This is a genomic window from Streptomyces yokosukanensis (assembly GCF_001514035.1).
Lineage (GTDB): Bacteria > Actinomycetota > Actinomycetes > Streptomycetales > Streptomycetaceae > Streptomyces > Streptomyces yokosukanensis.
On sequence record NZ_KQ948219.1, the window covers coordinates 61,150 to 85,784 of the forward strand.

Consider the following 24,635-nt stretch of genomic DNA (forward strand, 5'->3'; position numbering starts at 1 on the left):
CCACTGTCCCGCAGATCCGGTGAAACAATCCCTCCATGGCAGAAATCATCCAGAAGGACGGCACCTGGACCTTCGACGGCGACGCTCTGCGACTCACCCCCGGCCGGGACAAGAACGTGGGCCTGCTCCGCCGCGAACTGGGCGAACTCGTCGTCCCCCTGGGGGCGTTGGCCGGTGTCTCCTTCGAGCAGGGGCGCAGGTCGGGGCGGCTCAGGCTGCGGCTGCGCGACGGCGCCGATCCGCTGACGCAGGCCACCGGCGGACGGCTCGCCGACTCCGACGACCCGTACCAGCTGACGGTGGAGTCCGACCGCTACGGGGTCGCCGAGTACGTCGCGGACGAGGTGCGCGGCGCGCTGCTCCTGGACGGGGTCTCACCGGCCCCGGTCGCCGAATATCTGCTGCCGGGGCCCTCGCTGCCGATGTCCGCCGCCGCCGGGGACGGCACGGCGAGCTTCGACGGGGAGCGGGTGCGGCTGGAGTGGAACTGGAAGACGGAGGACGCCAAGGCCACCGGCGGCCCCCGGACGATCCCGGTCGCGGAGATCACCGGCGTGCAGTGGCAGCCGGCGGCCGGACTGGACAACGGCCATCTGCGGTTCCTCGTGCGGGGCGCCCCGGCCACGACCCCGCCCAAGTACGACCCGAACGCGGTCGAGCTGTGGGGCTTCAAGAAGGACCCGCTGATGGCGCTGGTGGCCGCCGCCGTACAGGCGCGGCTGCCGCATCCGGCGGCGGAGGCGGACGCGGCGGACGAGCCGCCGCGGCACACCGAGGAGCCGGAGCCCGCCGGGATCGACCATGACGCCCTGCTGCGCCGGCTGCGCGAGCTGGGCGAGCTGCACCGCGACGGGATCCTGACGGACGAGGAGTTCGCCCTGGCCAAGCAGGCGGTCCTCAAGCGCATGTGAGTGTGCGCGCGAGGACCGCCCACGAGGCTCGTCCAGGGACCTACTTCGCCCTGCGCGACACCGTGAAGTGGTCGATGCGGTCGCCGGTCTCGGCGATGCCCGACACCTTCAGCGTGGTCTGCCGGCCGCGCGGCGCGGGGGTGACGTCCACGCGCAGGAAGGAGTAGTTGAGGTAGCGCACCCGGGACCAGGTGACGGTCTCGTCGACCTTGCCGTCCTTGGTGTTGATGAAGGACGCGACCGAGTCGACCTCGTTCTCGTGGCCCTCGTAGGAGTCCGGGGCGCTGAACGCGTACAGGCTGCGGCCCGCCGCGCCGGCCGTGACGTAGACCACGCCCTCGGTCTCGGGGTAGGCGGTGCCGCCGATCGGGAGCTTCTTGGTGACGGCGCCGGCCTTGATGACGTCGGTGCGCTCGTACTGGTGGTTGTGGCCGTTGATGACCAGGTCCACCTGGTACTTCTCGAACAGCGGCACCCACTCCTGGCGCACGCCCCCCTCCGAGGCGTGCGCGGTGGAGGTGCAGTACGCGCAGTGGTGGAAGAAGACGACGACGAAGTCGACGTCGTCGCAGGCCCGGAACTTCTTCAGCTGCCCCTCGAACCACGACGTCTGAGTTCCGCCCGAGATACCCAGGTTCGCCGGGATCTCGAAGGAGACGTCGTTGGGGTCCAGCGAGATGACCGCGGTGTTGCCGTGGACGAAGGAGTAGACGCCGGGCAGGTTCGCGGCGTCCGGGCCGTTGTCCGGCAGGGTCCAGCGGGCCTCTTCGCCGCCGTAGCCGTTGGGCGAGTACCAGGCCTCCATGTCGTGGTTTCCGTAGGAGACCATCCACGGGATCTGCTTGGCGACCGACTCGGTCTGGTACAGGAACTGGTCCCAGGTGCGCGAGTCGAAGCCCGTGTCCGTGGTCTTGCCCTGGCCGGCCGGGTCGCCGTAGGCGATGTCGCCCGCGTGCAGATGGAAGGCCGGGTTCTGGCCGAGGATCAGGCTGTCGTTGGCCAGCGCGTGGTAGCTGACGCCCTGGTCGCCGAAGGCCGTGAAGGTGAACGGCGCCTTGTGGGCGGGGGCGGTGGTGAAGGTGCCGAGGGTGCCCAGCAGGTGCCGCTCGGCCGGGTCGAAGCCCTCGTGGCCGACGCCGTAGTAGTACGTCCTGCCGGGGCGCAGGTGGGTGAGCCGGGCGTGCAGGTAGTACTGCGTGTGGTCGCCGCTCGCGCCGACGCCGGCCGGGGTGTAGAGGCTGCGGACCTCGGCCTCGATCTTGCGGGAGAGGTCCCAGGGGTGGGCGCCGATGCGGATGAACGGGTTCTTCACGGCGACGGGGACCTGCCAGGAGACGGTCATCTCCGTGCGCGGGTCGTTGCCGAAGGCGAGGTGCCGGCCGAAGGGGGCGACGAGAGCGCCGTCGACCCGCTCGGTGGCGGGGGCGGTGGCCTGCGTCGGCACGGCGGCCTGGGCGGTGGCGCCCGGCACGAACGCGCCACCGGCGACGGCCCCCAGCGTGACGGCGCCGCCACGGATCATGGTGCGGCGCGAGAATCTGGCGCGCAGGTACTCATGCTGCTCGGCCATGCTCATGCGCTCGGCCAGCTTCTCGGGTACTCCCATACGAGGAATGTCCATGGCGCCTGAAAATGGTGCACATCTCCAACGAGACGCAAGACACAGGATGGACAGCCGGCGAACAAAGATCCACGAGACCCTCCCACGGAAGGTTGCCCGAAATCGGGCAGGATTCTTGCGAAACCGACGCCGGTACCCCAGGATCTACCGGGTGCACGACGAACTCGTTGATCATCTGTCGCGGTCCACGCCCCTGAGCCGGGGCGAGGCACTGCGGGTGATCCAGGACGTGCTCGCCTACTTCGACGAGTCGACGGAGGACTACGTCCGTCGCCGCCATCGCGAGCTGCAGACCCAGGGCCTGGTGAACTCGGAGATCTTCGAACGGATCGGGGCGGACCTGAAATACCGCGCGGTGGCACCGCCCGAGCTGACGCTCAGGCAGCTGCGGCGCATCGTCTACGGCTAGGAATACCTATATATGTGCGGAATTGTCGGATACATCGGTAAGCGCGACGTCGCCCCTCTCCTCCTGGAGGGCCTGCAGCGGCTGGAGTACCGCGGCTACGACTCCGCGGGCATCGTCGTCACCTCCCCGAAGGCTCCCGGTCTGAAGATGGTCAAGGCCAAGGGCCGGGTGCGCGACCTGGAGGCCAAGGTCCCGGCGCGCTTCAAGGGGACGACCGGTATCGCCCACACCCGCTGGGCCACCCACGGCGCCCCCTCCGACACCAACGCCCACCCGCACATGTCGGCCGACAACAAGGTCGCCGTCGTCCACAACGGCATCATCGACAACGCCGCCGACCTGCGCCGCAAGCTGGAGGCGGACGGCGTCGAGTTCCTCTCCGAGACCGACACCGAGGTCCTCACCCACCTCATCGCCCGCGCCACCGCAGAGAAGCTGGAGGACAAGGTCCGCCAGGCGGTCCGGGTGATCGAGGGCACGTACGGCATCGCCGTGCTGCACGCCGACTTCCCCGACCGGATCGTGGTGGCCCGAAACGGCTCCCCGGTCGTGCTCGGCATCGGCGAGAAGGAGATGTTCGTCGCCTCCGACATCGCCGCCCTGGTCATGCACACCCGGCAGATAGTGACCCTCGACGACGGCGAGATGGCCACCCTGAAGGCCGACGACTTCCGCACCTACACCACCGAGGGCACCCGCACGACGGCCGAGCCCACCACGGTGGAGTGGGAGGCCGAGTCGTACGACATGGGCGGCCACGACACCTACATGCACAAGGAGATCTTCGAGCAGCCCGACGCCGTGGACCGCGTCCTGCGCGGCCGCATCGACGACCGCTTCTCCACCGTGCACCTCGGCGGCCTCAACCTGGACGCCCGCGAGGCCCGGCAGATCCGCCGCGTGAAGATCCTCGGCTGCGGCACCTCGTACCACGCGGGCCTGATCGGCGCCCAGATGATCGAGGAGCTGGCCCGCATCCCCGCCGACGCCGAGCCGGCCTCCGAGTTCCGCTACCGCAACGCGGTCGTGGACCCCGACACGCTGTACGTCGCCGTCTCCCAGTCCGGTGAGACGTACGACGTCCTCGCCGCCGTCCAGGAGCTGAAGCGCAAGGGCGCCCGGGTCTTCGGCGTCGTCAACGTGGTCGGCTCGGCGATCGCCCGCGAGGCGGACGCCGGGATCTACGTCCACGCGGGCCCCGAGGTCTGCGTGGTCTCCACGAAGTGCTTCACGAACACCACGGTCGCCTTCGCCCTCCTCGCCCTCCACCTCGGCCGCACCCGCGACCTCTCCGTGCGCGACGGCAAGCGGATCATCGAGGGCCTGCGCAAGCTGCCGGACCAGATCACCGAGATCCTCAAGCAGGAGGAGAAGGTCAAGGAGCTGGCCGAGCTGTACGCCGACGCCCGCTCGATGCTCTTCATCGGCCGGGTGCGGGGCTATCCGGTGGCCCGCGAGGCCTCCCTGAAGCTCAAGGAGGTCTCCTACATCCACGCCGAGGCCTACCCCGCCTCCGAGCTGAAGCACGGCCCGCTGGCCCTGATCGAGCCGGCCCTGCCGACGGTGGCGATCGTCCCCGACGACGACCTGCTGGAGAAGAACCGCGCGGCCCTGGAGGAGATCAAGGCCCGCAGCGGCAAGATCCTCGCGGTCGCCCACCAGCACCAGGACAAGGCGGACCAGACGATCGTCGTCCCGAAGAACGAGGACGAACTGGACCCCATCCTGATGGGCATCCCCCTCCAACTGCTCGCCTACCACACGGCCCAGGCCCTCGGCCGGGACATCGACAAGCCGAGGAACCTCGCGAAGTCGGTGACGGTGGAGTAACTCCCCGGACGACAGAACGGACCCCCACGTGCGCCACCGGACACGTGGGGGTCCCTTCGGTGCTGCTCGAATCAGCCGGCGGCCGTCACCCCCCGGCCCGCAGCACGCCCCGGAAGCGTCGTCGGCCAGTGGGCCAACGCCGCGGTCGCCGCGTACCACGCCACCGCGCCGGCGACGGCCGCGACCCAGCCCCCGACCTTGGCCAGCGAGGAGCTGTCGGCGAAGGCCGCGACGGCCAGCACGAGCATCGCCAGGAACAGCAGCCCGTGCATGAGCTGCCCGAGGCTGTCGCCGCCCGCGAGGGTCAGCGTGAGCGCCACGAGGGCGAACAGGAGAAGGAAGAGTCCGGCCGCGTGGGCCGACGAGGGACCGCCGACGGCCCAGGTGAACCAGAGGGCACCGAGCGCCACAAATCCCGTACCGGAGGCGCTGTCACGGTCGCGGAAGGCCAGCAGGCCGACGAGGAACAGGGCAACTCCGCCCACATAGTGGGCCACTGACACGGCGTCGGACGCCGCCACGCCATGGATCACGCCAGTCGTACCGAGGCCGAACGCCAACAGGGTGACTCCCAGGGCGAGTCGGCCCACCACCGTAGTGTTTCCGATTCCCGCAGAGACTTCGTTGTCCACGGCGGGCTCCCTTCATGCTGTGCAGTTGCGCGGTGACCGATATATGCCCTTCACAAGGGCACAAACCACCTCTACGCGCGAGTAGTTTCGCGCTGCACAAAGGGAGTCGGGGCACTCAGGGGATGACGATCACGGGCCGCTGCGCCCGCTTGGCCAGCCGGCCCGCGACGGAGCCGAAGATGCGGCCGACGATGCCGTGCGTGGAGCCGACGACGATCGCGTCGGCCTCGTACTCCCGCCCCACCTCTTCGAGTTCGTGGCAGATGTCCCCGCCCCGCTCGACCAGGATCCACGGCACCTCGGCCAGATAGTCCGCACACGCCAGCTCCAGCCCGAGGACCTCGGTGCGATGGTCCGGCACGTCGACGAAGACGGGCGGTTCGCAGCCGGCCCAGACGGTGGTCGGCAGCCGGTTGGCGACATGGACGATGATCAGGCCGGCGTGGGAGCGGTGGGCCATGCCGATGGCGTAGGCGAGGGCACGCTCACTGGAGGTGGAGCCGTCGAAGCCGACGACGACTCCGTGCCGGAAGGCGGGGTCGCAGGACGGGCGTGGCTCTTCCGCCGCCAGGGGCTCGGACGCCGTGGGATCGGCGACGGGCCGCTTGCGGTCCGCGGGTTCGGAGAATTCGTGACCGGCCATGGCTGTCTCGGCGTTGTGATCCTTTATGGGAGGGACGACAGTGTGCGGCGGAGCTGTGTCCGGGAAACATCTTCCCAACCCCATACCCCCAAGGGTACGGCGGCACGCCTCCTGATCCCAGATCCCGCGCACGCTCCGTAAGCGGTCCCCCGATGTCCGTAGGGGTTCACCGGAGCATGCACGAGCGACGCCCGTAACGCAATGGTTGCTGCCCCGTACAGGCGCTTTGCACTGGATTCACAGACGTACGGCCGGTGACCGACGGGTCGAACAGACGTTGAACCCGGGTGACCCACCGCCACAGGGAGTACGAGTGATGCCCGGTCCCCGATCCACCTCCGAGCCGCACCCCGCGCCGGACACCGTGAGCGATGTGATCCGCTGGGCCGCCTTCAGCTGCGTTCTCGTCCCCGTGGTGCTCGTCTGGTACGGCACCTCACTGGCCGGCGCGGCGGGGGCCGCGCTGGGCCTGGTCGCCGTCACGGCCGTGTGCCGGATCCTCCTGCGTCGCTCCGAGCGGTGTGCCGTACGGCACAACCGTTCCGCAAAGCATTGCGCGGAGCAAAGAGGCGGACGTCACAGCCGCCGACGTACACCGGTCGATTGACCTGTTTCCGTACCCTCGAACGCATCTTTTCAGCCAACTTCTCAATATGACCCAAGGGGGGTCCGAACTCCCCCCCAACCCCCGTTCGACCTGCACGGAAAGGGTCCACGGGCAGTCGCGCACCCTACGCGGTTCGGCCACCGCGACAAGGCGCACTTCCCTGCGCCCTCCGCGAGTGCAACGCTTCGTGATCGAATGCTTCACGCCAAGTTGTCATGTCGACAATCTCTGGCGTGTCGAACCGGCCACCGTGAGACCGCGGTAGCCAGTAGATTCGATCTTGAATGTCTTACGGCGGGGGACTCGTGCAGGACCGAGGGGAAACGTGCAGGAGCGACACAACCGAGGAGCCGCGACCACCGAGGGGGGCTTAGCAGTATGAGCCACGACTCCACTGCCACGCCGGAGGCCGCAGCCCGGAAACTCTCCGGGCGACGCCGCAAGGAGATCGTCGCGGTGCTGCTGTTCAGCGGCGGCCCCATCTTCGAGAGTTCCATTCCGCTGTCGGTGTTCGGGATCGACCGCCAGGACGCCGGCGTGCCGCGCTACCGACTGCTGGTGTGCGCCGGCGAGGAGGGCCCGCTGCGGACCACAGGGGGGCTGGAACTCACCGCGCCGCATGGACTGGAGGCGATCTCACGCGCCGGGACGGTCGTCGTACCGGCCTGGCGCTCGATCACCGCGCCACCGCCGGAAGAGGCGCTCGACGCGCTGCGCCGAGCGCATGAGGAGGGTGCCCGTATCGTCGGGCTGTGCACCGGGGCCTTCGTCCTCGCGGCGGCAGGCCTGCTGGACGGCCGCCCGGCGACCACGCACTGGATGTACGCACCGACGCTGGCCAAGCGCTATCCGTCGGTCCACGTCGATCCGCGGGAGCTGTTCGTCGACGACGGCGACGTGCTGACGTCGGCGGGCACCGCGGCCGGAATCGATCTCTGTCTGCACATCGTGCGGACGGACCACGGCAACGAGGCGGCCGGCGCGCTCGCCCGGCGCCTGGTCGTCCCGCCGCGGCGCAGCGGCGGGCAGGAGCGCTACCTCGACAGGTCTTTACCCGAAGAGATCGGCGCCGACCCGCTCGCCGAGGTCGTCGCCTGGGCGCTGGAACACCTCCACGAGCAGTTCGACGTGGAGACCCTGGCGGCACGCGCCTACATGAGCCGCCGTACGTTCGACCGCCGGTTCCGCTCGCTGACCGGCAGCGCGCCGCTGCAGTGGCTGATCACCCAGCGGGTGCTGCAGGCGCAGCGGCTGCTGGAGACGTCGGACTACTCCGTGGACGAGGTGGCGGGCCGGTGCGGCTTCCGCTCCCCCGTCGCGCTGCGCGGTCACTTCCGCCGCCAGCTCGGCTCGTCCCCCGCCGCCTACCGGGCCGCCTACCGGGCTCGCCGGCCGCAGGGCGACAGGCCGGTCGACACGGAATCGGCGCTGTCCGCGGCGGGCCAGTCCGGCCCGCCCCCGGGCCTCGCGGGGCCCGGCCCGCTGGGGCACCCGCCCGCCATGCTGCACCCGGACCGCGACAACGGGGTCCCGATGCAGAGCCGCCGCCAGGCGGCGGGCGCGGTGGGTCTGCTGCCGGGGCCGCGCAGCGGTAGCTGAGAGCAGCCGGGGAAGGGGGGCGAGCACATGCTCGTCCCCCTTCTTCCTTCTTCATCGGTGCGGGCCGGCGAAGGCGGCACGGGCACGGGGCATCCCAAAAGCTGACGTCAGCTTTAGGGTGGTCGCATGAACGATCGCATGGTGTGGATCGACTGCGAGATGACCGGCCTCTCGCTGTCCGACGACGCTCTCATCGAGGTTGCCGCCCTCGTCACCGACTCCGAGCTGAACGTACTCGGCGAGGGGGTGGACATCGTCATCCGCCCGCCGGACCAGGCGCTGGAGACGATGCCGGACGTGGTGCGTCAGATGCACACCGCGTCCGGGCTGCTCGCGGAGCTGCCGAACGGCACGACCCTGAAGGACGCCGAGGAGCAGGTCCTCGCGTATGTGAAGGAGTACGTGAAGGAGCCCGGCAAGGCTCCGCTGTGCGGCAACTCCGTCGGCACCGACCGCGGCTTCCTGCTGCGGGACATGCCGACCCTGGAGGACTGGCTCCACTACCGGATCGTCGACGTGTCCTCCGTCAAGGAGCTGGCCCGCCGCTGGTATCCGCGGGCGTACTTCAACAGCCCGGAGAAGAACGGCAACCACCGGGCCCTCGCCGACATCCGCGAGTCGATCGCCGAGCTGCGCTACTACCGCGAGGCCGTCTTCGTCCCGCAGCCCGGCCCGGATTCCGACACCGCGAAGGCGATCGCCGCCAAGCACGTCCTGCCTGCTCAGTAGGGCTTCGAGGGGGCCGCGCAAGGACGCCGTAAAACGTGTGCGCGAGCACCCCTTCGGACCCTGTAGACTTCTTCTCGGCCGGTCGGGGAAACGACAAGTTCCACCGCCGGTCGTGGTGGGTGTAGCTCAGCTGGTAGAGCACCTGGTTGTGGTCCAGGATGTCGCGGGTTCGAGTCCCGTCACTCACCCTCATCGATCAGCCGGTGACTCCGTCGCGAGACGGGTCACCGGCTGTTTCTTTTGCGCCGTGCCCGGACCGCCCCGCAGCGGCACCTCCCGCACGGCCAGCGCCAGCGCGAACGCCACCGCGCACACCCCGGCGGCCGTCAGAAAGATGTGCCGGGTGCCGGTCGCCACCGCGTGCCGGTACGCCTCGCCCCGCGCCGTGCCCGGCACCGCCCGGGTGAACAGCGAGCCGAAGACGGCCACACCGATCGAGCCGCCGAGGGTGCGGAACAGGTTCGTCGCCGCCATGGCCGCCCCCATGTCCCCGAGCTCCACGCTGTTCTGCGCGAGGGTGGCCGCCATCTGCATGGTGAAGCCCATGCCGAGGCCGACGAGGGCCATCCAGCAGCCGGCGGCGAGCCGGGAGGTGCCCGTGCCCATGGTGGCGAGCGCCAGCGCGCCGGCCGTCAGCAGCAGGGTGCCGAGCACCGGGAACACCTTGTACCGGCCGGTGCGGGACATGACCTTCCCCGCGATGTCGGAGGCGATCACCACCGGGATCATCAGCGGCAGCAGGAGCAGCCCGGAGCCGGTCGCCGTGGCGCCCTGAACGGTCTGCTGGAACAGCGGCAGATAGAGCGCCGAGCCGAACATCACCACGCCGACCGCCGCCAACAGGCCGATACCGAGCGGGAAGTTGCGGTGTCCGGTGAACACACGAGGCGGCAGCAGGGGTTCGGGGGCACGCCGCTGGAGCACGACGAAAGCCGCCGTGCCGAGGACGGCCACCGCGGCCAGGGAGAGTATCCGCCAGGACGTCCAGGCGTACGCCGTACCGGCCCAGGTCGCCGCGAGGACCGCCGAGCCGATCGTGGCCGCCAGCACGGCGATGCCCGCCCAGTCGATGCGCGGCCGGGCCGTGCGCGCCGGGTTCGGCAGCCGGAGCATCAGCTGGACCCAGACCAGGGCGACGATCCCGAGGGGCAGATTGACGTAGAACGCCCAGCGCCAGCCGAGGTGGCCGGTGACCAGGCCGCCGACCAGGGGGCCGCCGACCACTCCGAGGGCCATCACGGAGGCGGTCATGCCCTGGTAGCGGCCCCGCTCCCGGGGCGGCACGAGGGTGCCGATCAGGGCGAACGCCCCGGCGCCGAGCCCGCCCGCACCGATCCCCTGCAGGGCGCGGAACCCGATCAGCTGGGCCATCGAGTGGGCGGCGCCGGCGAGCAGCGAGGCCAGCAGGAAGACCACGACCGAGGCGAGGAAGACGTGCTTGCGGTTGTACAGGTCACCGAGCTTGCCCCAGACGGGAGTCGACACGGCGGTGGCGAGTGTGTAGGCGGTGACAACCCAGGAGATGTGGTCGAGGCCGCCCAGGTCGCCGACGATCGTCGGCATCGCCGTACCGACGACGTTGTTGTCGAGCATGCCCAGCAGCATGGCGAGCATCACGCCGAGCAGCGTCCAGCGGACGTTCTTCGACGGCGGGGTCATGGGTGGGGTGGTCATGGGTGACGGCGTCATGCGGCACAGAAAAGCACACCGATTCACTAAGTGCAATGAGTCAACTTTTTATCCGCGACAACCGAGCGGGTAGGCTGGGGCCATGACGGAGACGATGGGGCGCCGCGAACGCAAGAAGGCCGCGACCCGCCAGGCACTGGCGGACGCGGCACTGCAGCTCTTCCTGGAGCACGGCTTCGACGCGGTGAGCATCAGGGACATCGCGGAGGCGGCCGACGTCTCCACCACGACGCTCTTCAAGCACTTCCCGAGCAAGGAAGCGCTGCTGTTCGACATGGACGCGGACCTGGAACGGGACCTGGTCGCCGCCGTACGCGACCGGGCGCCCGGCACCCCGCTCGTCCAGGCCCTGCGCGAGCACATGCTGCGGGCCTCGGCCTTCAAGTCCGAGTACGGCGAGCAGCTCGCCACGTTCCAGCGGCTGGTCACCGCCACCCCGGCGCTCGTGGAGTACTACCGGCGCATGTGGATGCGGCACGAACGCGCCCTGGCCGAGGCGATCGCCGCCGACAGCGGTGCCCCCGCCGACGACCCCCGCTGCGCCGCCCTGGCCCATCTCGCCCTGGAGGCCCGATCCCTCGCCGCCACGGCCACCGACCGCGCCGCCGCCGTCGACGCGGCCTTCGACCTGCTGGAGCGGGGCTGGGAGGCGACCCGGCCGTAAGCCGCCCAGGAGACCGGGGGTTCGAGCGACGGCGGGGCCGTGTCACCGCTCCGGCAGGCGGCCGATGTCCGACACCGGGCCCAGGTGACCGAGCTTGTCGGGGTTGGACACCGCGTGGATCGCCCGGACCATGCCGTCGGCGATGTCGAGTTCGACCACGCTGGCCACCCGGCCCTCGGCGTCGTACGTCACACCGCCCGGACGGCCGTTGACCCAGGCCGGCCGGAGCCGCGCACCGAGGATCCGGACCCGGCGGAACCCGCCGACCAGCATCTGGGCGATGCGCCGCGGCTCGGTCTCCGACCTGGCGAGCGCCCGCGCCTTGCCGCCGCCGTCGCCCTGGAACACCACCTCCGGGGCGAGCATGCCGAGCAGCGCGTCCATGTCACCGCCCTCGGCGGCCTCGAAGAACCGGCGGGCCAGTTCCTCGCCCTCGGCCCGGCGCACCGGGGGCGGCGCCACGGCGGCGGCCGGCTGTCCGGCGGGGGCGACGCGCTTTCTGGCCCGGGCGAAGATCTGCCGGCAGTTCGCCTCGGACTTGCCGACGATCCGCGCCACCTCCGGGTAGCCGTACCCGAAGACCTCGCGCAGCACGAACACCGCGCGCTCCACCGGGGCGAGGGTCTCCAGCAGCACGAGGAACGCCATCGACAGCAAGTCGGACAGCTCGGCGTGCTCGGCCGGTCCGGTGCGCTCGGCGGGCACGACGACCGGTTCCGGCAGCCAGTCGCCCACGTAGGTCTCCCGGCGCACGCGCGCCGAACCCAGGTGGTTGATGCCCAGCCGCGTCACCGACGTGGTGAGATACGCCTTCACATTGCCGATCGCGGTTCCCGCCCGTCGCGCCCGGGTCAGGCCCAGATAGGCGTCCTGCACGAGGTCCTCGGCGTCGCCCACCGACCCGGTCATCCCGTAGGCGATGGAGAACAGCAACGACCAGTACCCCTCCGGGTCCGCCCCGACCGCCGACCCCGCCACGGAGTCCCCCTTCCGAAGATCCGTTCGACGTCTCGCAGCGTATCCGGCAGTGGGGCTGGTCTGCCCGCCGTGCTCGACATCGCGCCGGTGCCGGTGGCGCCGGAGATGGACGACCGCCGCGCCCGCCCGCGTCCGCTCGCCCCGCCGGCGACCGCGCTACGACGACGCCCGCGTCACCAACTCCGTGGCCAGCACCGCATGTCGGCGCGCCGGCCCCCGCGACAGGGGCGGGCGGCGGTCGGCGATCTCCGCGAGGAGCAGGTCGATCATCGCGCGGCCCATCTCCTCGATGGGCTGACGGACGCTGGTCAGGGGCGGGTCCATATGGCGGGCGATGGCGGAGTCGTCGTAGCCGATCAGCGCCACGTCGTCCGGGATGCGGCGGCCCGCCTCGCGCAGCACCTGCCGGGCGCCGGCCGCCGTCACGTCCGAGCCGGCGAAGACCGCGTCCAGATCCGGGCGGCGCCGAAGCAGCAGCGTCATGGCTCGCCGGCCGCCCTCCTCCGTGAAGTCACCGGGCTCCACCAGGAGTTCGTCCACCTCCCGGCCCGCGTCGCGCAGGGCGTCGCGGTAGCCGTCGACGCGGCGCTGGGCGCCGTAGACGTCGAGGCGGCCGGTGATGTGCGCGATCCGGGTACGGCCGCCGAGGAGCAGATGCTCGACGGCCGAGCGCGCGCCGCCGTAGTTGTCCGAGTCCACCGAGGTCAGCGTCTCGGCGGCCGAGCGGGGGCCGCTGATCACGGCCGGGATCTCCAGCTGGGCCAGCAGATCGGGCAGGGGGTCGTCGGCGTGCACCGAGACCAGCAGGACGCCGTCGACCCGGTGGGCCGCCAGATACTGGGCGAGGCGCCGCCGCTCCCGGTCGCCGCCCGCGAAGATCAGCAGCAACTGCAGCTCGGTGTCGGAGAGTTGGGAGCCGACACCGCGCAGCATGTCCGAGAAGTACGGCTCGGCGAAGAACCGGGTCTCCGGCTCGGGGACGACGAGCGCGATGGCGTCGGTGCGGTTGGCGGCGAGGGCGCGGGCGGCGGTGTTGGGGACGTAGCCGAGTTCCGTGACCGCTGCCTCGACCGCGGCGCGCGTGGCGTCGCTGACCCGGGGCGAGCCGTTGATCACGCGCGAGACCGTGCCCCGGCCGACCCCGGCCCGGGCGGCGACCTCCTCGAGCGTGGGCCGGCCCCCGCCGCGGCCCCGCGCTCCGTGGCTTGCCATGGGCTCCGCCTCTCTCGACCGATTCCTGGTGCCGGCCTGGAATTTAACAGCACCGATCGCCGCGGTTGCCGCCCTGGGGGCTGCGCCCCCGGACCCCCGCCTCGGCCCTGGACGGGCCTCGTCCTCAATCGCCGGACGGGCTCGGGCAGGGCCAAGCTAACGGCCCGATAACTGAACGCAGTTGCCCGCGTCCGCTCCCTTGACACCCCGCGCCGTACCCACGACTCTTCAACACATCACAGATGGGAGCGCTCCCACACTACCTGACACCTACACATCCCGCACGTTCCCCGCCCGCGCCGCAGTGCGTACGACAGGGCCCGATTCCATGCAGTCGGCCGGGGGGTCGGCACGTCAGGCAACAGGAGGACGCAATGCGCACGAGCATCCGCCGGTCCCAGCGGCTGATGGCCCTCGCGGCCGTGGCCGCCCTGGCCACGGGGCTGCTGGCCGGCTGCGCCAAGGACTCGGACGACGGCTCGTCGGACCACTCCGGCGGCGGCAACGGCAGCGACAAGGGCAAGATCACGCTGACCGTCGGCACCTTCGGCGTCTTCGGCTACAAGCAGGCCGGCCTCTACGACGAGTACATGAAGCTGCATCCGGACATCAGCATCAAGGAGAACGTCACCACCCGCACCGACGTGTACTGGCCGAAGGTCCTCACCCGCCTCCAGGCGGGCTCCGGCACGGACGACATCGAGGCCATCGAGATCGGCAACATCACCGAGGCCGTGCAGACCCAGGCCGACAAGTTCGTGGACCTCGGCAAGGACGTCGACACGTCCCAGTGGCTGGACTGGAAGAACGCCCAGGCCACCACCAAGGACGGCAAGCTCATCGGGCTCGGGACCGATGTCGGGCCGATGGCCGTCTGCTACCGGAAGGATCTGTTCCAGAAGGCCGGGCTGCCGACCGACCGCACCAAGCTCGCCGAGCTGTGGAAGGGCGACTGGTCCAAGTACGTCGACGTCGGCAAGCAGTACATGAAGAAGGCGCCCAAGGGCACCAAGTTCGTGGACTCGGCCTCCTCCGTCTACAACGCGGCGGTGGGCGGCGCGAGCGAGCGGTACTACGACAAGGACGGCAATGTCGTCTGGGACAGGTCCGAGGGCGTGAAGAAGGCCTGGAACGCCGCCATGGCCGTCGCCACCAGCGACATGTCGGCGAAGCTGAAGCAGTTCGACCCGACCTGGGACCAGGGCTTCGCCAACGGCACCTTCGCCAGCGTCGCCTGCCCGGCCTGGATGGTCGGCTACATCGAGCAGAAGTCCGGCGACTCGGGCAAGGGCAAGTGGGACGTGGCGGCGGCGCCGGCGGCGTCCAACTGGGGCGGCTCCTTCCTCGGTGTGCCGACCGCGACCAGGCACCAGAAGGAGGCCGTCGCGCTCGCGAAGTGGCTGACCGCGCCCGAGCAGCAGGCGAAGGTCTTCGCCAAGCAGGCCAGCTTCCCGTCGACGCCGTCGGCGTACCCGGGCCTGAAGCCGCAGGCCGACACCACGGCGTACTTCTCGAACGCGCCGCTCACCCAGATCTTCTCCGACGCGGCGAAGACCATCCCCGCACAGCCCCTCGGCCCCAAGGACAAGCCGATCGACAACGCGATCAGCGACATCGGCATCCTCCAGGTCGAGCAGAAGGGCAAGTCGCCGTCGCAGGGCTGGGACGCGGCGGCCAAGGAGATCAAGGACGTGCTCGGCCAGTGAGCAGCCCCAAGCAGGCCCTCACGCACTCCGCGTCGAGCGCCGACACCGCGTCCGGCAGCTCGCCGGGCGCGGCCCGGGGCGCTCACGGTCGGCTCGCGCCGGCGGGCACCGGCTCCTGGCGCAGCCGGCTGTACCGCTGGGACATGAAGGCGTCGCCGTACGCGTTCGTGTCGCCGTTCTTCGTTCTGTTCGCGGCGTTCACCCTGGTCCCGCTGCTCTACACGGCCTGGTACTCGCTGCACCATGTGCAGCTGTCCGGGCTGAACCACCAGACCTGGGCGGGCCTGGACAACTACAAGAACCTTCTGTCCTCGGACTTCTTCTGGAACGCGCTGAGGAACACCCTGGCCATCGGGATCATCTCGACCGTGCCGCAGCTGCTGGCCGCGCTCGGACTCGCGCACCTGCTGAACTACCGGCTGCGCGGCTCGACCGCCTGGCGCGTGGTGATGCTGACGCCGTACGCCACCTCGGTGGCCGCGGCGACCCTGGTGTTCACGCTGCTGTACTCGTGGGACGGCGGCATGGTCAACTGGGTCCTCCACTTCCTCGGGGTGGACCCGGTCAACTGGCGTGAGTCCGACTGGGGTTCGCGGTTCGCGGTGTCGTCGATCGTGATCTGGCGGTGGACCGGCTACAACGCGCTGATCTACCTCGCCGCGATGCAGGCGATCCCGGCCGATCTGTACGAGTCGGCGGCGATCGACGGCGCGAGCCGCTGGCAGCAGTTCCGGCATGTGACGGTCCCGCAGCTGCGGCCCACGATCCTGTTCACGGTCGTCGTCTCGACGATCGGCGCGACCCAGCTCTTCGGCGAGCCGCTGCTGTTCGGCGGGGTCAGCGGGTCCAAGGGCGGCTCGGAGCACCAGTACCAGACGCTCGGTCTGTACATGTACGACCAGGGCTGGATCATCGGCAACCTCGGCAAGGCGTCCGCGATCGCCTGGTCGATGTTCCTGCTCCTGCTGATCGTCGCCGCGGTCCATCTGCTGCTCACCCGACGGCTGAGGAAGTCCTCATGACCACCAGTGAACTGACGCTTCCTCGGAACGTGCGCGCGAAGCGGCGGCGCGGCCGGACGGGCGCCGGCAAGCAGCTGCACGCGGGCCCGGTGACGTACGTCGTACTCACCGTCTTCGCTCTGGTCTCCCTCGCCCCGCTGGTGTGGACGGCGATCGCCGCCTCCCGCACCGACCGGCGGCTGGCCGAGACCCCGCCGCCGCTGTGGTTCGGCGGAAATCTGTTCAAGAATCTCCAGACGGCCTGGGACCAGGCGGGCCTCGGTACCGCGATGTTCAACTCCGTGGTCGTGGCGGGCACGATCACCGTGAGCACGGTGCTGTTCTCCACGCTGGCCGGTTTCGCCTTCGCCAAGCTGCGGTTCCGCTTCTCGGGCCTGCTGTTGCTGCTGACCGTCGGCACGATGATGATCCCGCCGCAGCTGGCCGTCGTACCGCTGTACCTGTGGATGTCGGACCTCGGCTGGTCCAACCAGTTGCAGACAGTGGTCCTGCCGAGTCTCGTCACCGCGTTCGGTACGTTCTTCATGCGGCAGTACCTGCTGCAGGCGCTGCCGACGGAACTGATCGAGGCGGCCCGGGTGGACGGCGCGAGCAGCCTGCGGATCGTCTGGCACGTCGTCTTTCCGGCGGCGCGGCCCGCGATGGCGGTGCTCGGCCTGCTGACGTTCGTGTTCGCCTGGAACGACTTCCTGTGGCCGATCATCGCCCTGAACCAGCAGAACCCGACCGTGCAGGTGGCCCTGAACTCGCTCGGCACCGGGTACGTCCCGGACCAGGCCGTGATCATGGCGGGCGCGCTGCTCGGCACGCTGCCCCTGCTGTTCGCCTTCCTGCTGTTCGGCAAGCAGATCGTGGGCGGGATCATGCAGGGCGCGATCAAGGGCTGACCGTCCTGCCCGGGGGCCGGGCAGGCGCGGCCCGGCCCCCCGCTCGCCCCCCTCGCCATCCCCTTCTCCGGTCTCCTACGACTCTCATGGGAGCGCTTCCATGCCTGAATCCCCTTCTCCGGTAGCCTTTCCCCCCGCCTTCCTCTGGGGCGCCGCGACCTCCGCCTACCAGATCGAGGGGGCGGTGCGCGAGGGCGGCCGCACCCCCTCGATCTGGGACACCTTCAGCCATACGCCGGGCCGGACGGCCGGCGGTGAGACCGGTGACGTCGCCGTCGACCACTACCACCGCTACCGCGAGGACGTCGCGCTCATGGCGGAGCTGGGCCTGACCGGCTACCGCTTCTCCGTCTCCTGGTCCCGGGTGCAGCCCACCGGCCGGGGTCCGGCGGTGCAGGTGGGCCTGGACTTCTACCGCCGCCTGGTGGACGAGCTGCTGGCGCACGGCATCAAGCCCGCGCTCACCCTCTACCACTGGGACCTGCCGCAGGAGTTGGAGGACGCGGGCGGCTGGCCGCAGCGGGACACCGCGTTCCGGTTCGCCGAGTACGCGATGCTGGTCGGCGAGGCGCTCGGCGACCGGGTGGAGCAGTGGATCACCCTCAACGAGCCCTGGTGCAGCGCCTTCCTGGGCTACGGCTCCGGGGTGCACGCCCCGGGCCGCACCGACGCCGAGGCCGCCCTGCGCGCGGCCCATCACCTCAACCTCGGCCACGGTCTCGCGGCGTCGGCGCTGCGCTCGGTGATGCCGGCCCGCAACGAGATCGCGATCAGCCTCAACTCCTCGGTGGTCCGGCCGCTTTCGCCGGAGCCGGCCGACCTGGCCGCGGCCCGCCGGATCGACGACCTGGCCAACGGCGTCTTCCACGGCCCGATGCTGCGCGGGGCGTACCCGTCGTCGCTGCTCGCGGCGACGGCCTCGGTCACCGACTGGACGTACGTCCTCGACGGCGACATGCGCGCGATCAACGTCCCGCTGGACGCGCTGGGCCTCAACTACTACACGCCGACACTGGTCTCGGCCGCGTCCCACGAGGCCAGGGGCCCCCGGGCGGACGGCCACGGCGCCAGCGACCACTCCCCCTGGCCCGGCGCCGACGACGTCCGTTTCCACCAGACGCCGGGCGAGCGCACGCAGATGGGCTGGACGATCGATCCGACGGGCCTGTACGACCTGCTGATGCGGTACACGCGGGAGGCGCCCGGCCTGCCGCTGTACGTGACGGAGAACGGCGCCGCCTACGACGACAAGCCCGACCCGGACGGCCGCGTCCACGATCCCGAGCGCATCGCGTACCTGCACGGCCATCTCTCGGAGGTCCGCCGTGCCCTCGCGGACGGCGCCGACGTGCGCGGCTACTACCTGTGGTCGCTGCTGGACAACTTCGAGTGGGCGTACGGCTACGGCAAGCGGTTCGGCGCGGTGTACGTGGACTACGCGACCCAGGAGCGCACGCCGAAGTCGAGCGCGCGGTGGTACGGGCAGGCGGCGCGGTCGGGGGTGCTGCCCCAGGTGTGAGGGGCGCGAGGGGCGCGGTCGGCGTGCTCAGTCGCCGAGCCCGAGGTGGGCGAAGACGACGTCCCGGGTGCGCAGGACCGCCGCGGGGTCGACGGCCGCGAGGACCGGGAGGGCGTGGTGCCAGCCGTCTCGGGTCAGGGCCTGCGCCAGCAGCTCTCTGGCGTGGAGGAGGTCGGGGCCGGCCGGCGGTGGGAAGAGGAGGGTGGCGAGGCGGAGGGCGGAGTGGGCGCAGTCCCTCGGCTCCGCCATGGGCCGGGTGGGGACGGAGGGGCCCGGCGCACCGGCCGCGTAGGCGGCGAGGTGGGCGAGCGTCTCCGAGCGCTCCTCCTCCCCGGCGGTGCTGTCCAGCGCCATGGCGTGCGCTGCCTCGGACTCGCGGAGCGCGGCACACACGAGGGCGAGTACGGTCGCCGGCCCCCGATCGATCCCGCTCTCCCGTTTCTGCACCAGTCGCTCCAGCGTGTGCCGGGCGGCGGCGGAGTCCGTCGTGGCGGTCAGCAGACAGAACAGGGCCCTGTCCTCGTCCGGCTGGAAGCCGCGGGGGTAGGAGAGGCCGAGCAGGAACTCCATGACCCGACTGCCGCGTACAGGGTCATGGGGCAGGGCGGCGGCGAGGAAGTGCGCCGCCTCGGGGACGAGGGAGTGATCCATGTGCGCGAGGAACGCGTCGAAGAGCCGCTCCGTCGCCTCCGGGGCATGCGCCCACAGTCCTTCTGCCGCCAGAGCACGCGCACGATGCGACATCGAGTCGCCCGACAGCTCTCCCGCGATCTGTTCGACGGCTTCCCCGAGCCGGTCCGCCGATGCCGACCGGGCCCAGGCCTGGACGATCGCGGTCGCCGTGTTCTCCCGGACCCACCCGTCCTGCGACATCCGTGTCACACGGGCCGCCTGTCGGACGCAGTGCAGCGCCGCTTGCGCGTCGGTGTCCGCCGAGGCGACGGACACGGCCGCATATGCCCAGGCGCGTACGTCCGGTGAGCCGATGGTCGCCACGAGCCGCTCGGCCTCCTCGGCCCGGCCCGCGCGGGCAAGCGCTCCGGCGAAGACGGCGAGCCGCTCGTCCCGGTTGCTGTAGGCGGCCGCGCCCTCGGCGTCTCGGACCTGCTGAGCCTGGTCGAGCAGGCGCAGGCACCGGGCGGTGTCCCGGTCGGCGAAGTGGCGGGCCAGGGCGGCGAACCCCGCGGCGACCGTTCTCGGCGAGGCCCCCGTCGAAGCAGACAGCAATCCCTCCAGCCGATCGGCGGCTCCGGCTCCGGTCAGCAGATCGACGATGCGGGAGGCCGCGCGGTCGTCCTCGTCGAAGGGCTCCTGGTCCTCCTGGGAGGCCACGAGCACGGCCCAGGCCTGCTCGGCGCTGCCCGCACGGGCCAGCCCTTCGGCGATCGCGAACCACGCGTCCGCCCAGAGCCTGTCCTGCGCAGGTGGCCCGTACGTGCTCGGCGTCCCGGAAGCGCGAACCGGCGGCGTCCGCACGGAACTTGAAGCGGGGGAAACCGAGGCTGGTGCAGGTCAGCACCGCGTCCAGCTCGCCGACGCGGCCGTAGGAGACCGGCGCGACCCCTTCGTGCGGGACGGCCGGTTCCATGGCGAGGAGCGCGATGTCGATGCCCTGGTGCCGCCAGGTCACCGCCGCCCCCGCGGTCCGCTCCTCGGGGCGGTCGGCCTGGAAGCGGGTCCGGATCCGCGCGGCGCCTTCGACCACGTGCGCGGCGGTCAGGACCAGACCCGCCGAGACGAGGTATCCGGTCCCGCGCCGGCCCCCGCCCTCCGGCAGGCTGACGATGATCTCGGCGACGCGCTCCGGCCGAAGACCGGGTTCAGCGCTCGCCGTCAACCTCGCCGCCCGCGATCAGAACGGGCCGGACCGGGCTGCCGTCCGCCGGGACGGCCTTCGGGGCCAGGGTGACCTTGATCCGCTGGGTCTGCGCGTGTGCGTACTTCCCGCTCGCGCCCGCGTCGACCACCCACAGCCGCACCTTGGCGTCCGCGCCCGCCTCGCGCGTGACCGCGACGGTCGCCTCGACCTCCACCGGCCCCAGTTCGAACCGGACGAGCTGCCCGTCCCCGTCCGCCACGGCAGACGTCAGCTGCGCCCTCAACTCGCGGATCATGTCGGACAGTTCGATCACTGCGCCCCCTGGTGCACCGGATGCCCCGATGCTACCGGGGGGCGCGGGGGGCGGGTCAGTTGAAGGCGCCGAACGCCTTGGAGAAGGCGTTCTTGTCCTGGACGATCGAGCTGCAGGTCGGGTCGGCGGAGTTCTTCGCGCCGCCGTCGCACTGCTTGTCGCGGGCGGCGGACCACATCGACAGGCCGCCGAGGCCCTTGGACTTGGCGAAGTTCACCAGCTGGGTGGCGTCGTCCACCTTGAAGACCTCGGAGGAGACGTCGTTGACGCCGATCATCGGGGTGACCGCGACCGCCTTCCAGGCGGCGGAGTCGGACAGCCCCAGCACGCCCTTGATCTGGGCCTGGGTGGCGGTCGCGGCCTGCTGGGCGTAGTCGCCCATGTCGCCGCTGTAGGAGGCGCCGTAGTCCATCGCCATGATGTTGACGGTGGAGATCTTCGCGCCGTTGGACTTGGCGTCGGACAGCAGGTTCACGCCGTCCTGGGTGAGGCCCTCGGGCATCACCGGGAGGGTGAAGGAGACGTCCAGGTCCGGGTGGAGCGCCTGGAGCTTCGCTATCGCCTTGGCCCGCAGGGTGTTCGCCGCCGTGTTCGGCAGCGCCCCGCCCTCGACGTCGAAGTCGACCTTGGTGAGCTTGAACGCGTCGACCGCCTTGCCGTACGCCGCCGCCAGCGCGTCGGCGGAGGAGCAGGTGGTGGCCAGCTCCGAGCCGGAGGCGCCGCCGAAGGAGACCCGCACGTCACCGCCCTTGGCGCGCAGGGCGCCGATCTGCTGGGCCACCGCGTCGCCGTTCAGGTCGCTCACGCCGCCCCACTTGGGGGTGCAGCCGCCGCCGTCGGTGACGAACGCGAGGTTGTAGTTCTTCACACCGGTGGCGTCGGCCGCGCCGACCAGGTCGAAGGCCGGGTAGAGGGAGGTGTCGACGTACGGGGCGAAGCCCGCGGCGGCCTTGGTCCCGCTGCCGCTGCCGCCGCCGGTGGTCGGGGTGGCGGTCGGGGCCGGGGTGCCGGTCCCGGTCGGGGTGGGGGTGGCGCTCCTGGTCGGCGTGGCGGTCGGGGCCGGCGACCGGGTCTCGGTGGGCCTCCCGCTCGGCTCGGGGGTGGCGCCACCGTCCGCGGAGCACGCGGAGTTGTCGATCCGACAGCCCGTCGGGGCGCCGCCGCCGTCGACCACGAAGCCGACGGTCACCGACTTGCCGGGGGCGAGGCCCGCGGTGTCCCACGTGGCGGGCTTCACGGTGACGTGCGAACCGCTGACGCTCGACTCGCCGTTCCACAGCGAGCTGAGCTTGGCGCCCGCCGGGAGGTCGAACTCCAGGGTCCAGGTCTTCTCCTGCTGACCACTGTTGTTGGTGACGACGTACTGGCCGGTGTAGCCGGTCGACCAGTCGCTGGTCCTGGTGTACGCGGCGTTCACGCCGGCGGCGTTGGCGGTGCCGGTGAGCAGGACCGCGCCGCCACCGACGACGGCCGCGGCCACGAGACCGCCTATCGCCTTGTTCCTGCCGCTGATCCTGCGCCGATGCGTGGTCATGCGCGTGCCTGCCTTCGCTGTTCACGGGGGTGAGGTGCGACAGCACGCTAGCGATCCGGAATCGGGCAATTCGCCTGATCGGGACGGCCGTTGCAGACCTTAGGGTTCGCTTAAGAAAGGCATCGGGGGCGATTAATGGTCGAGACCGGAGGGGACCGGTTTGCCCGATCGGCGTCTTCGGACCCGCCCCCGGTGCCCGCGCCCGACCGGCCCCCGCCCGTCCAGCTGGAACCAGATCCGCACCTCCGCACCGCCCAGCACCGAGGCGCCGAGGCGGACGTCCCCGCCGGTGGACTCGGCGAGCCGGCGCACGATGTCCAGCCCGAGGCCGGTCGAACCGGCGCTCCCGGAGCCGCGGCCGCGGGCCATCGCCGCGTCCGGGTCGGGTATGCCGGGGCCCGCGTCGGAGACCAGCACGATCACCGCGTCCTCGCCGTTGTGCACGTCGAGTGCGAAGGCGGTGCCCTCGGCGGTGTGCCGGAAGACATTGCCGAGCAGGGCGTCGAGGGCGGCGGCCAGATCCGCGCGGGCCACGGGTATGCGTACCGGCCGCTCGACGCCGGCCACCCGCCATTTGCGGCCCTCGTCCTCGGCGAGCGCGGACCAGAACTCCATGCGCTCGCGCACCACTTCGGCCGCGTCGCACCCGGCGCCGGGCCCGGCCGCGACCGTCTGCGGCTTGGCCTCGCGGGCCGTACGGATGATGGTGTCGACCTCGCGCTCCAGCTGGGCGACGGCGGCCCGGGTCTGCTCCGCGGCGGGTCCGGCGCCGAGGGAGGCCGCGTTGAGCCGCAGGACGGTGAGCGGGGTGCGCAGCCGGTGGGAGAGATCGGCCGCCAGCTCTCTTTCGTTCGCGAGGAGTTGGACGACCTGGTCGGCCATGGAGTTGAAGGCCACCGCCGCGAGCCGCAGCTCGGTCGGGCCGTCCTCCGGCACCCGGGCGCCCAGCCTCCCCTCGCCCAGTTCGTGCGCGCCCCTCACCAGCCGCTGGGCGGGCCGCACCATGCGCACCCCGAGCCGGTCGGCGACCGCGACCGAGCCGAGGATCAGCGCGATGCCGACGGCCGCGAGCACCGCCCAGGCCGTGCCCACGCCGTTGGTCACCTCGGACTCGGGCACGAAGACCTCGACGACGGCGATGTCGCCGGAGCCGAGCGCGACCGGCTGGAGCAGGGTCGAACCGCCGGCCACGGTGGTCGTGGAGGCCCGGCCCATTCTCCGCACGGCCTCGATGTCGCGGTCGGCGGCGCGCTGCCGGCCGAGGTCGAGCGCGGACCGCGCGTCACCGGCGGGCAGATGCACGGCCATCCCGGAGTCGGCTCCGGCGGAGGCCACGACCCGCTCCAGTTTGTCCCGGTCGGTGGTGATGGACAGGGCGGGCGCGACCGCGGCGGCCTCCCGCTCGGCATTGGAGAACGCCCGGTCGCGGGCCATCTCCTTGACGACCAGGCCGAGCGGCACGGCGAAGGCGACCACGACCATCACGGTGACCGCCAGGCAGACCTTGACCAGAGCCCACCTCATCGCGCCGGCTCCCCGTCCATGGGCGGCTCCAGCTTCACGCCGACCCCCCGGAGCGTGTGCAGATAGCGGGGCCGAGCGGCCGTCTCCCCCAGTTTCCGGCGCAACCAGGACAGATGGACGTCGATGGTCTGGTCGTCGCCGTAGGACTGCTGCCAGACCTCCGCGAGGAGTTCCTTGCGCGGGACGACCACCCCGGGCCGGCCGGCCAGGAAGGCGAGCAGATCGAACTCGCGGCGGGTGAGGTCGAGCCGGACCCCGTCCAGTTCGGCCTGGCGGCGCAGCGGGTCGACGGTGAGGCCGCCGACGCGGAGCACGGAGGAGGGCGGGGGCTCCGCACCGCCGGAGCGGGCGCGGCGCAGCACGGCGGCCATCCGCGCCGAGAGGTGCTCGACGGAGAACGGCTTGGTCAGGTAGTCGTCCGCACCGGCGTTGAGCAGCCGGACGATCTCCGTCTCGTCGTCCCGGGCGGTGGCGATGATGACGGGCACGTCGGTGATGCCGCGGAGCATCTTCAGCGCCTCGGAGCCGTCCAGGTCCGGCAGTCCGAGGTCGAGGACGACCACGTCGAAACGGAAATGGGCGACCTCGCGCAGCGCCTCCAGTGCCGTACCGACGCTGCGCACGGTGTGTGCGGCGTCGGTCAGATGCCGGATGAGCGCCGAGCGTACGAACTGGTCGTCCTCGACCACGAGCACACTTGCCATGCGCCGCACCGTACGCCATGCGGACCACACCGGGCGGGCGCCTGTGGACAACTCGCGGCGGGTGCGTGCGGCGCTGCTCTGCG

General features: G+C 71.2%; 22 protein-coding genes, 1 tRNA gene and 1 pseudogene. 12 read left to right on the plus strand and 12 right to left on the minus strand.

Annotation, left to right across the window (positions count from 1 at the left end):
• Window positions 1-35: 35 nt before the first annotated feature.
• Entirely contained in the window at window positions 36-911 is an 876-nt protein-coding gene (locus AQI95_RS30865; RefSeq protein ID WP_067131256.1) for a DUF4429 domain-containing protein, read from the plus strand.
• A 40-nt stretch (window positions 912-951) separates the two neighbouring features.
• Here the strand turns inward: AQI95_RS30865 and AQI95_RS30870 are convergent, their stop codons facing one another.
• The gene (locus AQI95_RS30870) at window positions 952-2,517 is read right to left on the minus strand and encodes a purple acid phosphatase family protein (protein ID WP_067131259.1); all 1,566 of its coding nucleotides are present in this window, start codon (window positions 2,515-2,517) and stop codon (window positions 952-954) included.
• Window positions 2,518-2,683: 166 nt separating this feature from the next.
• Between AQI95_RS30870 and AQI95_RS30875 the strand changes: the two genes are divergently transcribed.
• Window positions 2,684-2,941: a hypothetical protein gene (locus AQI95_RS30875; protein WP_067131262.1), complete on the plus strand. Its 258-nt coding sequence runs from the start codon at window positions 2,684-2,686 to the stop codon at window positions 2,939-2,941.
• 12 nt (window positions 2,942-2,953) lie between these two features.
• Window positions 2,954-4,771, plus strand: a complete 1,818-nt coding sequence (gene glmS / locus AQI95_RS30880) for a glutamine--fructose-6-phosphate transaminase (isomerizing) (RefSeq protein ID WP_067131265.1) — start codon at window positions 2,954-2,956, stop codon at window positions 4,769-4,771.
• A gap of 71 nt (window positions 4,772-4,842) precedes the next feature.
• On the opposite strand, the gene AQI95_RS30885 is transcribed toward glmS, so the two are convergent.
• Together AQI95_RS30885 and AQI95_RS30890 are read right to left on the minus strand one after the other, a co-directional pair.
• Complete coding sequence (locus tag AQI95_RS30885; RefSeq protein ID WP_067131268.1) at window positions 4,843-5,403, minus strand: GPR1/FUN34/YaaH family transporter; 561 nt, start codon at window positions 5,401-5,403, stop codon at window positions 4,843-4,845.
• A gap of 115 nt (window positions 5,404-5,518) precedes the next feature.
• Window positions 5,519-6,046, minus strand: a complete 528-nt coding sequence (locus AQI95_RS30890) for a universal stress protein (RefSeq protein ID WP_067131271.1) — start codon at window positions 6,044-6,046, stop codon at window positions 5,519-5,521.
• Window positions 6,047-6,362: 316 nt separating this feature from the next.
• Between AQI95_RS30890 and AQI95_RS30895 the strand changes: the two genes are divergently transcribed.
• From AQI95_RS30895 to AQI95_RS30910, 4 genes are all read left to right on the plus strand, one after another.
• Window positions 6,363-6,653: a hypothetical protein gene (locus AQI95_RS30895; RefSeq protein WP_208614311.1), complete on the plus strand. Its 291-nt coding sequence runs from the start codon at window positions 6,363-6,365 to the stop codon at window positions 6,651-6,653.
• Window positions 6,654-7,031: 378 nt separating this feature from the next.
• A complete protein-coding gene (locus AQI95_RS30900; protein ID WP_067131274.1) occupies window positions 7,032-8,252 on the plus strand; it encodes a helix-turn-helix domain-containing protein in 1,221 nt (406 codons plus the stop codon).
• A 126-nt stretch (window positions 8,253-8,378) separates the two neighbouring features.
• On the plus strand, window positions 8,379-8,981 hold the full coding sequence (gene orn / locus AQI95_RS30905; protein ID WP_067131277.1) for an oligoribonuclease: 603 nt from the start codon (window positions 8,379-8,381) through the stop codon (window positions 8,979-8,981).
• Window positions 8,982-9,096: 115 nt separating this feature from the next.
• Window positions 9,097-9,169, plus strand: a tRNA-His gene (locus AQI95_RS30910).
• A 1-nt stretch (window position 9,170) separates the two neighbouring features.
• On the opposite strand, the gene AQI95_RS30915 is transcribed toward AQI95_RS30910, so the two are convergent.
• Window positions 9,171-10,655 carry a DHA2 family efflux MFS transporter permease subunit gene (locus tag AQI95_RS30915; protein ID WP_244188902.1) on the minus strand — a complete coding sequence of 495 codons (1,485 nt, stop codon included), beginning with the start codon at window positions 10,653-10,655 and terminating at the stop codon, window positions 9,171-9,173.
• 97 nt (window positions 10,656-10,752) lie between these two features.
• On the opposite strand from AQI95_RS30915, the gene AQI95_RS30920 reads away from it, so the two are divergent.
• The gene (locus tag AQI95_RS30920) at window positions 10,753-11,334 is read left to right on the plus strand and encodes a TetR/AcrR family transcriptional regulator (RefSeq protein ID WP_067131283.1); all 582 of its coding nucleotides are present in this window, start codon (window positions 10,753-10,755) and stop codon (window positions 11,332-11,334) included.
• 42 nt (window positions 11,335-11,376) lie between these two features.
• Here AQI95_RS30920 and sigJ read toward each other — a convergent pair whose 3' ends face one another.
• Both sigJ and AQI95_RS30930 read right to left on the minus strand, forming a co-directional pair.
• Complete coding sequence (gene sigJ / locus AQI95_RS30925; RefSeq protein WP_067131286.1) at window positions 11,377-12,312, minus strand: RNA polymerase sigma factor SigJ; 936 nt, start codon at window positions 12,310-12,312, stop codon at window positions 11,377-11,379.
• A 156-nt stretch (window positions 12,313-12,468) separates the two neighbouring features.
• Entirely contained in the window at window positions 12,469-13,524 is a 1,056-nt protein-coding gene (locus AQI95_RS30930) for a LacI family DNA-binding transcriptional regulator (RefSeq protein WP_067131289.1), read from the minus strand.
• A 374-nt stretch (window positions 13,525-13,898) separates the two neighbouring features.
• Here AQI95_RS30930 and AQI95_RS30935 point away from each other — a divergent pair, with 374 nt between their 5' ends.
• The 4 genes from AQI95_RS30935 (at window position 13,899) to AQI95_RS30950 (ending at window position 18,658) form a co-directional block, all read left to right on the plus strand.
• Complete coding sequence (locus AQI95_RS30935; protein WP_067131292.1) at window positions 13,899-15,230, plus strand: ABC transporter substrate-binding protein; 1,332 nt, start codon at window positions 13,899-13,901, stop codon at window positions 15,228-15,230.
• A complete protein-coding gene (locus tag AQI95_RS30940) occupies window positions 15,227-16,252 on the plus strand; it encodes a carbohydrate ABC transporter permease (RefSeq protein WP_067131295.1) in 1,026 nt (341 codons plus the stop codon). Before AQI95_RS30935 ends, AQI95_RS30940 begins: the two co-directional genes overlap by 4 nt.
• Window positions 16,249-17,139 carry a carbohydrate ABC transporter permease gene (locus tag AQI95_RS30945; protein ID WP_067131298.1) on the plus strand — a complete coding sequence of 297 codons (891 nt, stop codon included), beginning with the start codon at window positions 16,249-16,251 and terminating at the stop codon, window positions 17,137-17,139. The genes AQI95_RS30940 and AQI95_RS30945 overlap by 4 nt, the downstream gene beginning before the upstream one ends.
• A gap of 100 nt (window positions 17,140-17,239) precedes the next feature.
• Window positions 17,240-18,658, plus strand: coding sequence for a GH1 family beta-glucosidase (locus AQI95_RS30950; protein ID WP_067131301.1), 1,419 nt, complete (start codon window positions 17,240-17,242; stop codon window positions 18,656-18,658).
• A 27-nt stretch (window positions 18,659-18,685) separates the two neighbouring features.
• Here the strand turns inward: AQI95_RS30950 and AQI95_RS49235 are convergent, their stop codons facing one another.
• The 6 genes and pseudogenes from AQI95_RS49235 to AQI95_RS30975 all read right to left on the minus strand — a co-directional run bounded on the left by AQI95_RS49235 (window position 18,686) and on the right by AQI95_RS30975 (window position 24,552).
• Window positions 18,686-20,134, minus strand: a complete 1,449-nt coding sequence (locus AQI95_RS49235) for a hypothetical protein (RefSeq protein ID WP_159056610.1) — start codon at window positions 20,132-20,134, stop codon at window positions 18,686-18,688.
• A gap of 16 nt (window positions 20,135-20,150) precedes the next feature.
• Window positions 20,151-20,495 (minus strand): annotated as a pseudogene (locus AQI95_RS50410) (trypsin-like peptidase domain-containing protein); the annotation flags it as partial.
• The gene (locus tag AQI95_RS30960; protein ID WP_067131308.1) at window positions 20,479-20,790 is read right to left on the minus strand and encodes a trypco2 family protein; all 312 of its coding nucleotides are present in this window, start codon (window positions 20,788-20,790) and stop codon (window positions 20,479-20,481) included. The gene AQI95_RS30960 and the pseudogene AQI95_RS50410, both read right to left, overlap by 17 nt.
• 55 nt (window positions 20,791-20,845) lie before the next feature.
• A complete protein-coding gene (locus AQI95_RS30965; RefSeq protein WP_067131311.1) occupies window positions 20,846-22,324 on the minus strand; it encodes a glycoside hydrolase family 18 protein in 1,479 nt (492 codons plus the stop codon).
• A 132-nt stretch (window positions 22,325-22,456) separates the two neighbouring features.
• On the minus strand, window positions 22,457-23,848 hold the full coding sequence (locus tag AQI95_RS30970; RefSeq protein ID WP_067131314.1) for a sensor histidine kinase: 1,392 nt from the start codon (window positions 23,846-23,848) through the stop codon (window positions 22,457-22,459).
• The gene (locus AQI95_RS30975) at window positions 23,845-24,552 is read right to left on the minus strand and encodes a response regulator transcription factor (protein WP_067131316.1); all 708 of its coding nucleotides are present in this window, start codon (window positions 24,550-24,552) and stop codon (window positions 23,845-23,847) included. The genes AQI95_RS30970 and AQI95_RS30975 overlap by 4 nt, the downstream gene beginning before the upstream one ends.
• Window positions 24,553-24,635: the final 83 nt, after the last annotated feature.

What these genes read in the sequence shown, in the direction of transcription:
- AQI95_RS30865 (WP_067131256.1), top strand. Translation starts at nt 36, where the DNA reads ATGGCAGAAATCATCCAGAAGGACGGCACCTGGACCTTCGACGGCGAC.
- AQI95_RS30870 (WP_067131259.1), bottom strand. Translation starts at nt 2,517, where the DNA reads ATGGGAGTACCCGAGAAGCTGGCCGAGCGCATGAGCATGGCCGAGCAG.
- glmS (WP_067131265.1), top strand. Translation starts at nt 2,954, where the DNA reads ATGTGCGGAATTGTCGGATACATCGGTAAGCGCGACGTCGCCCCTCTC.
- AQI95_RS30890 (WP_067131271.1), bottom strand. Translation starts at nt 6,046, where the DNA reads ATGGCCGGTCACGAATTCTCCGAACCCGCGGACCGCAAGCGGCCCGTC.
- AQI95_RS30895 (WP_208614311.1), top strand. Translation starts at nt 6,363, where the DNA reads ATGCCCGGTCCCCGATCCACCTCCGAGCCGCACCCCGCGCCGGACACC.
- AQI95_RS30900 (WP_067131274.1), top strand. Translation starts at nt 7,032, where the DNA reads ATGAGCCACGACTCCACTGCCACGCCGGAGGCCGCAGCCCGGAAACTC.
- orn (WP_067131277.1), top strand. Translation starts at nt 8,379, where the DNA reads ATGAACGATCGCATGGTGTGGATCGACTGCGAGATGACCGGCCTCTCG.
- AQI95_RS30915 (WP_244188902.1), bottom strand. Translation starts at nt 10,655, where the DNA reads ATGACCACCCCACCCATGACCCCGCCGTCGAAGAACGTCCGCTGGACG.
- AQI95_RS30920 (WP_067131283.1), top strand. Translation starts at nt 10,753, where the DNA reads ATGACGGAGACGATGGGGCGCCGCGAACGCAAGAAGGCCGCGACCCGC.
- AQI95_RS30930 (WP_067131289.1), bottom strand. Translation starts at nt 13,524, where the DNA reads ATGGCAAGCCACGGAGCGCGGGGCCGCGGCGGGGGCCGGCCCACGCTC.
- AQI95_RS30935 (WP_067131292.1), top strand. Translation starts at nt 13,899, where the DNA reads ATGCGCACGAGCATCCGCCGGTCCCAGCGGCTGATGGCCCTCGCGGCC.
- AQI95_RS30945 (WP_067131298.1), top strand. Translation starts at nt 16,249, where the DNA reads ATGACCACCAGTGAACTGACGCTTCCTCGGAACGTGCGCGCGAAGCGG.
- AQI95_RS30950 (WP_067131301.1), top strand. Translation starts at nt 17,240, where the DNA reads ATGCCTGAATCCCCTTCTCCGGTAGCCTTTCCCCCCGCCTTCCTCTGG.
- AQI95_RS30965 (WP_067131311.1), bottom strand. Translation starts at nt 22,324, where the DNA reads ATGACCACGCATCGGCGCAGGATCAGCGGCAGGAACAAGGCGATAGGC.
- AQI95_RS30970 (WP_067131314.1), bottom strand. Translation starts at nt 23,848, where the DNA reads ATGAGGTGGGCTCTGGTCAAGGTCTGCCTGGCGGTCACCGTGATGGTC.
- AQI95_RS30975 (WP_067131316.1), bottom strand. Translation starts at nt 24,552, where the DNA reads ATGGCAAGTGTGCTCGTGGTCGAGGACGACCAGTTCGTACGCTCGGCG.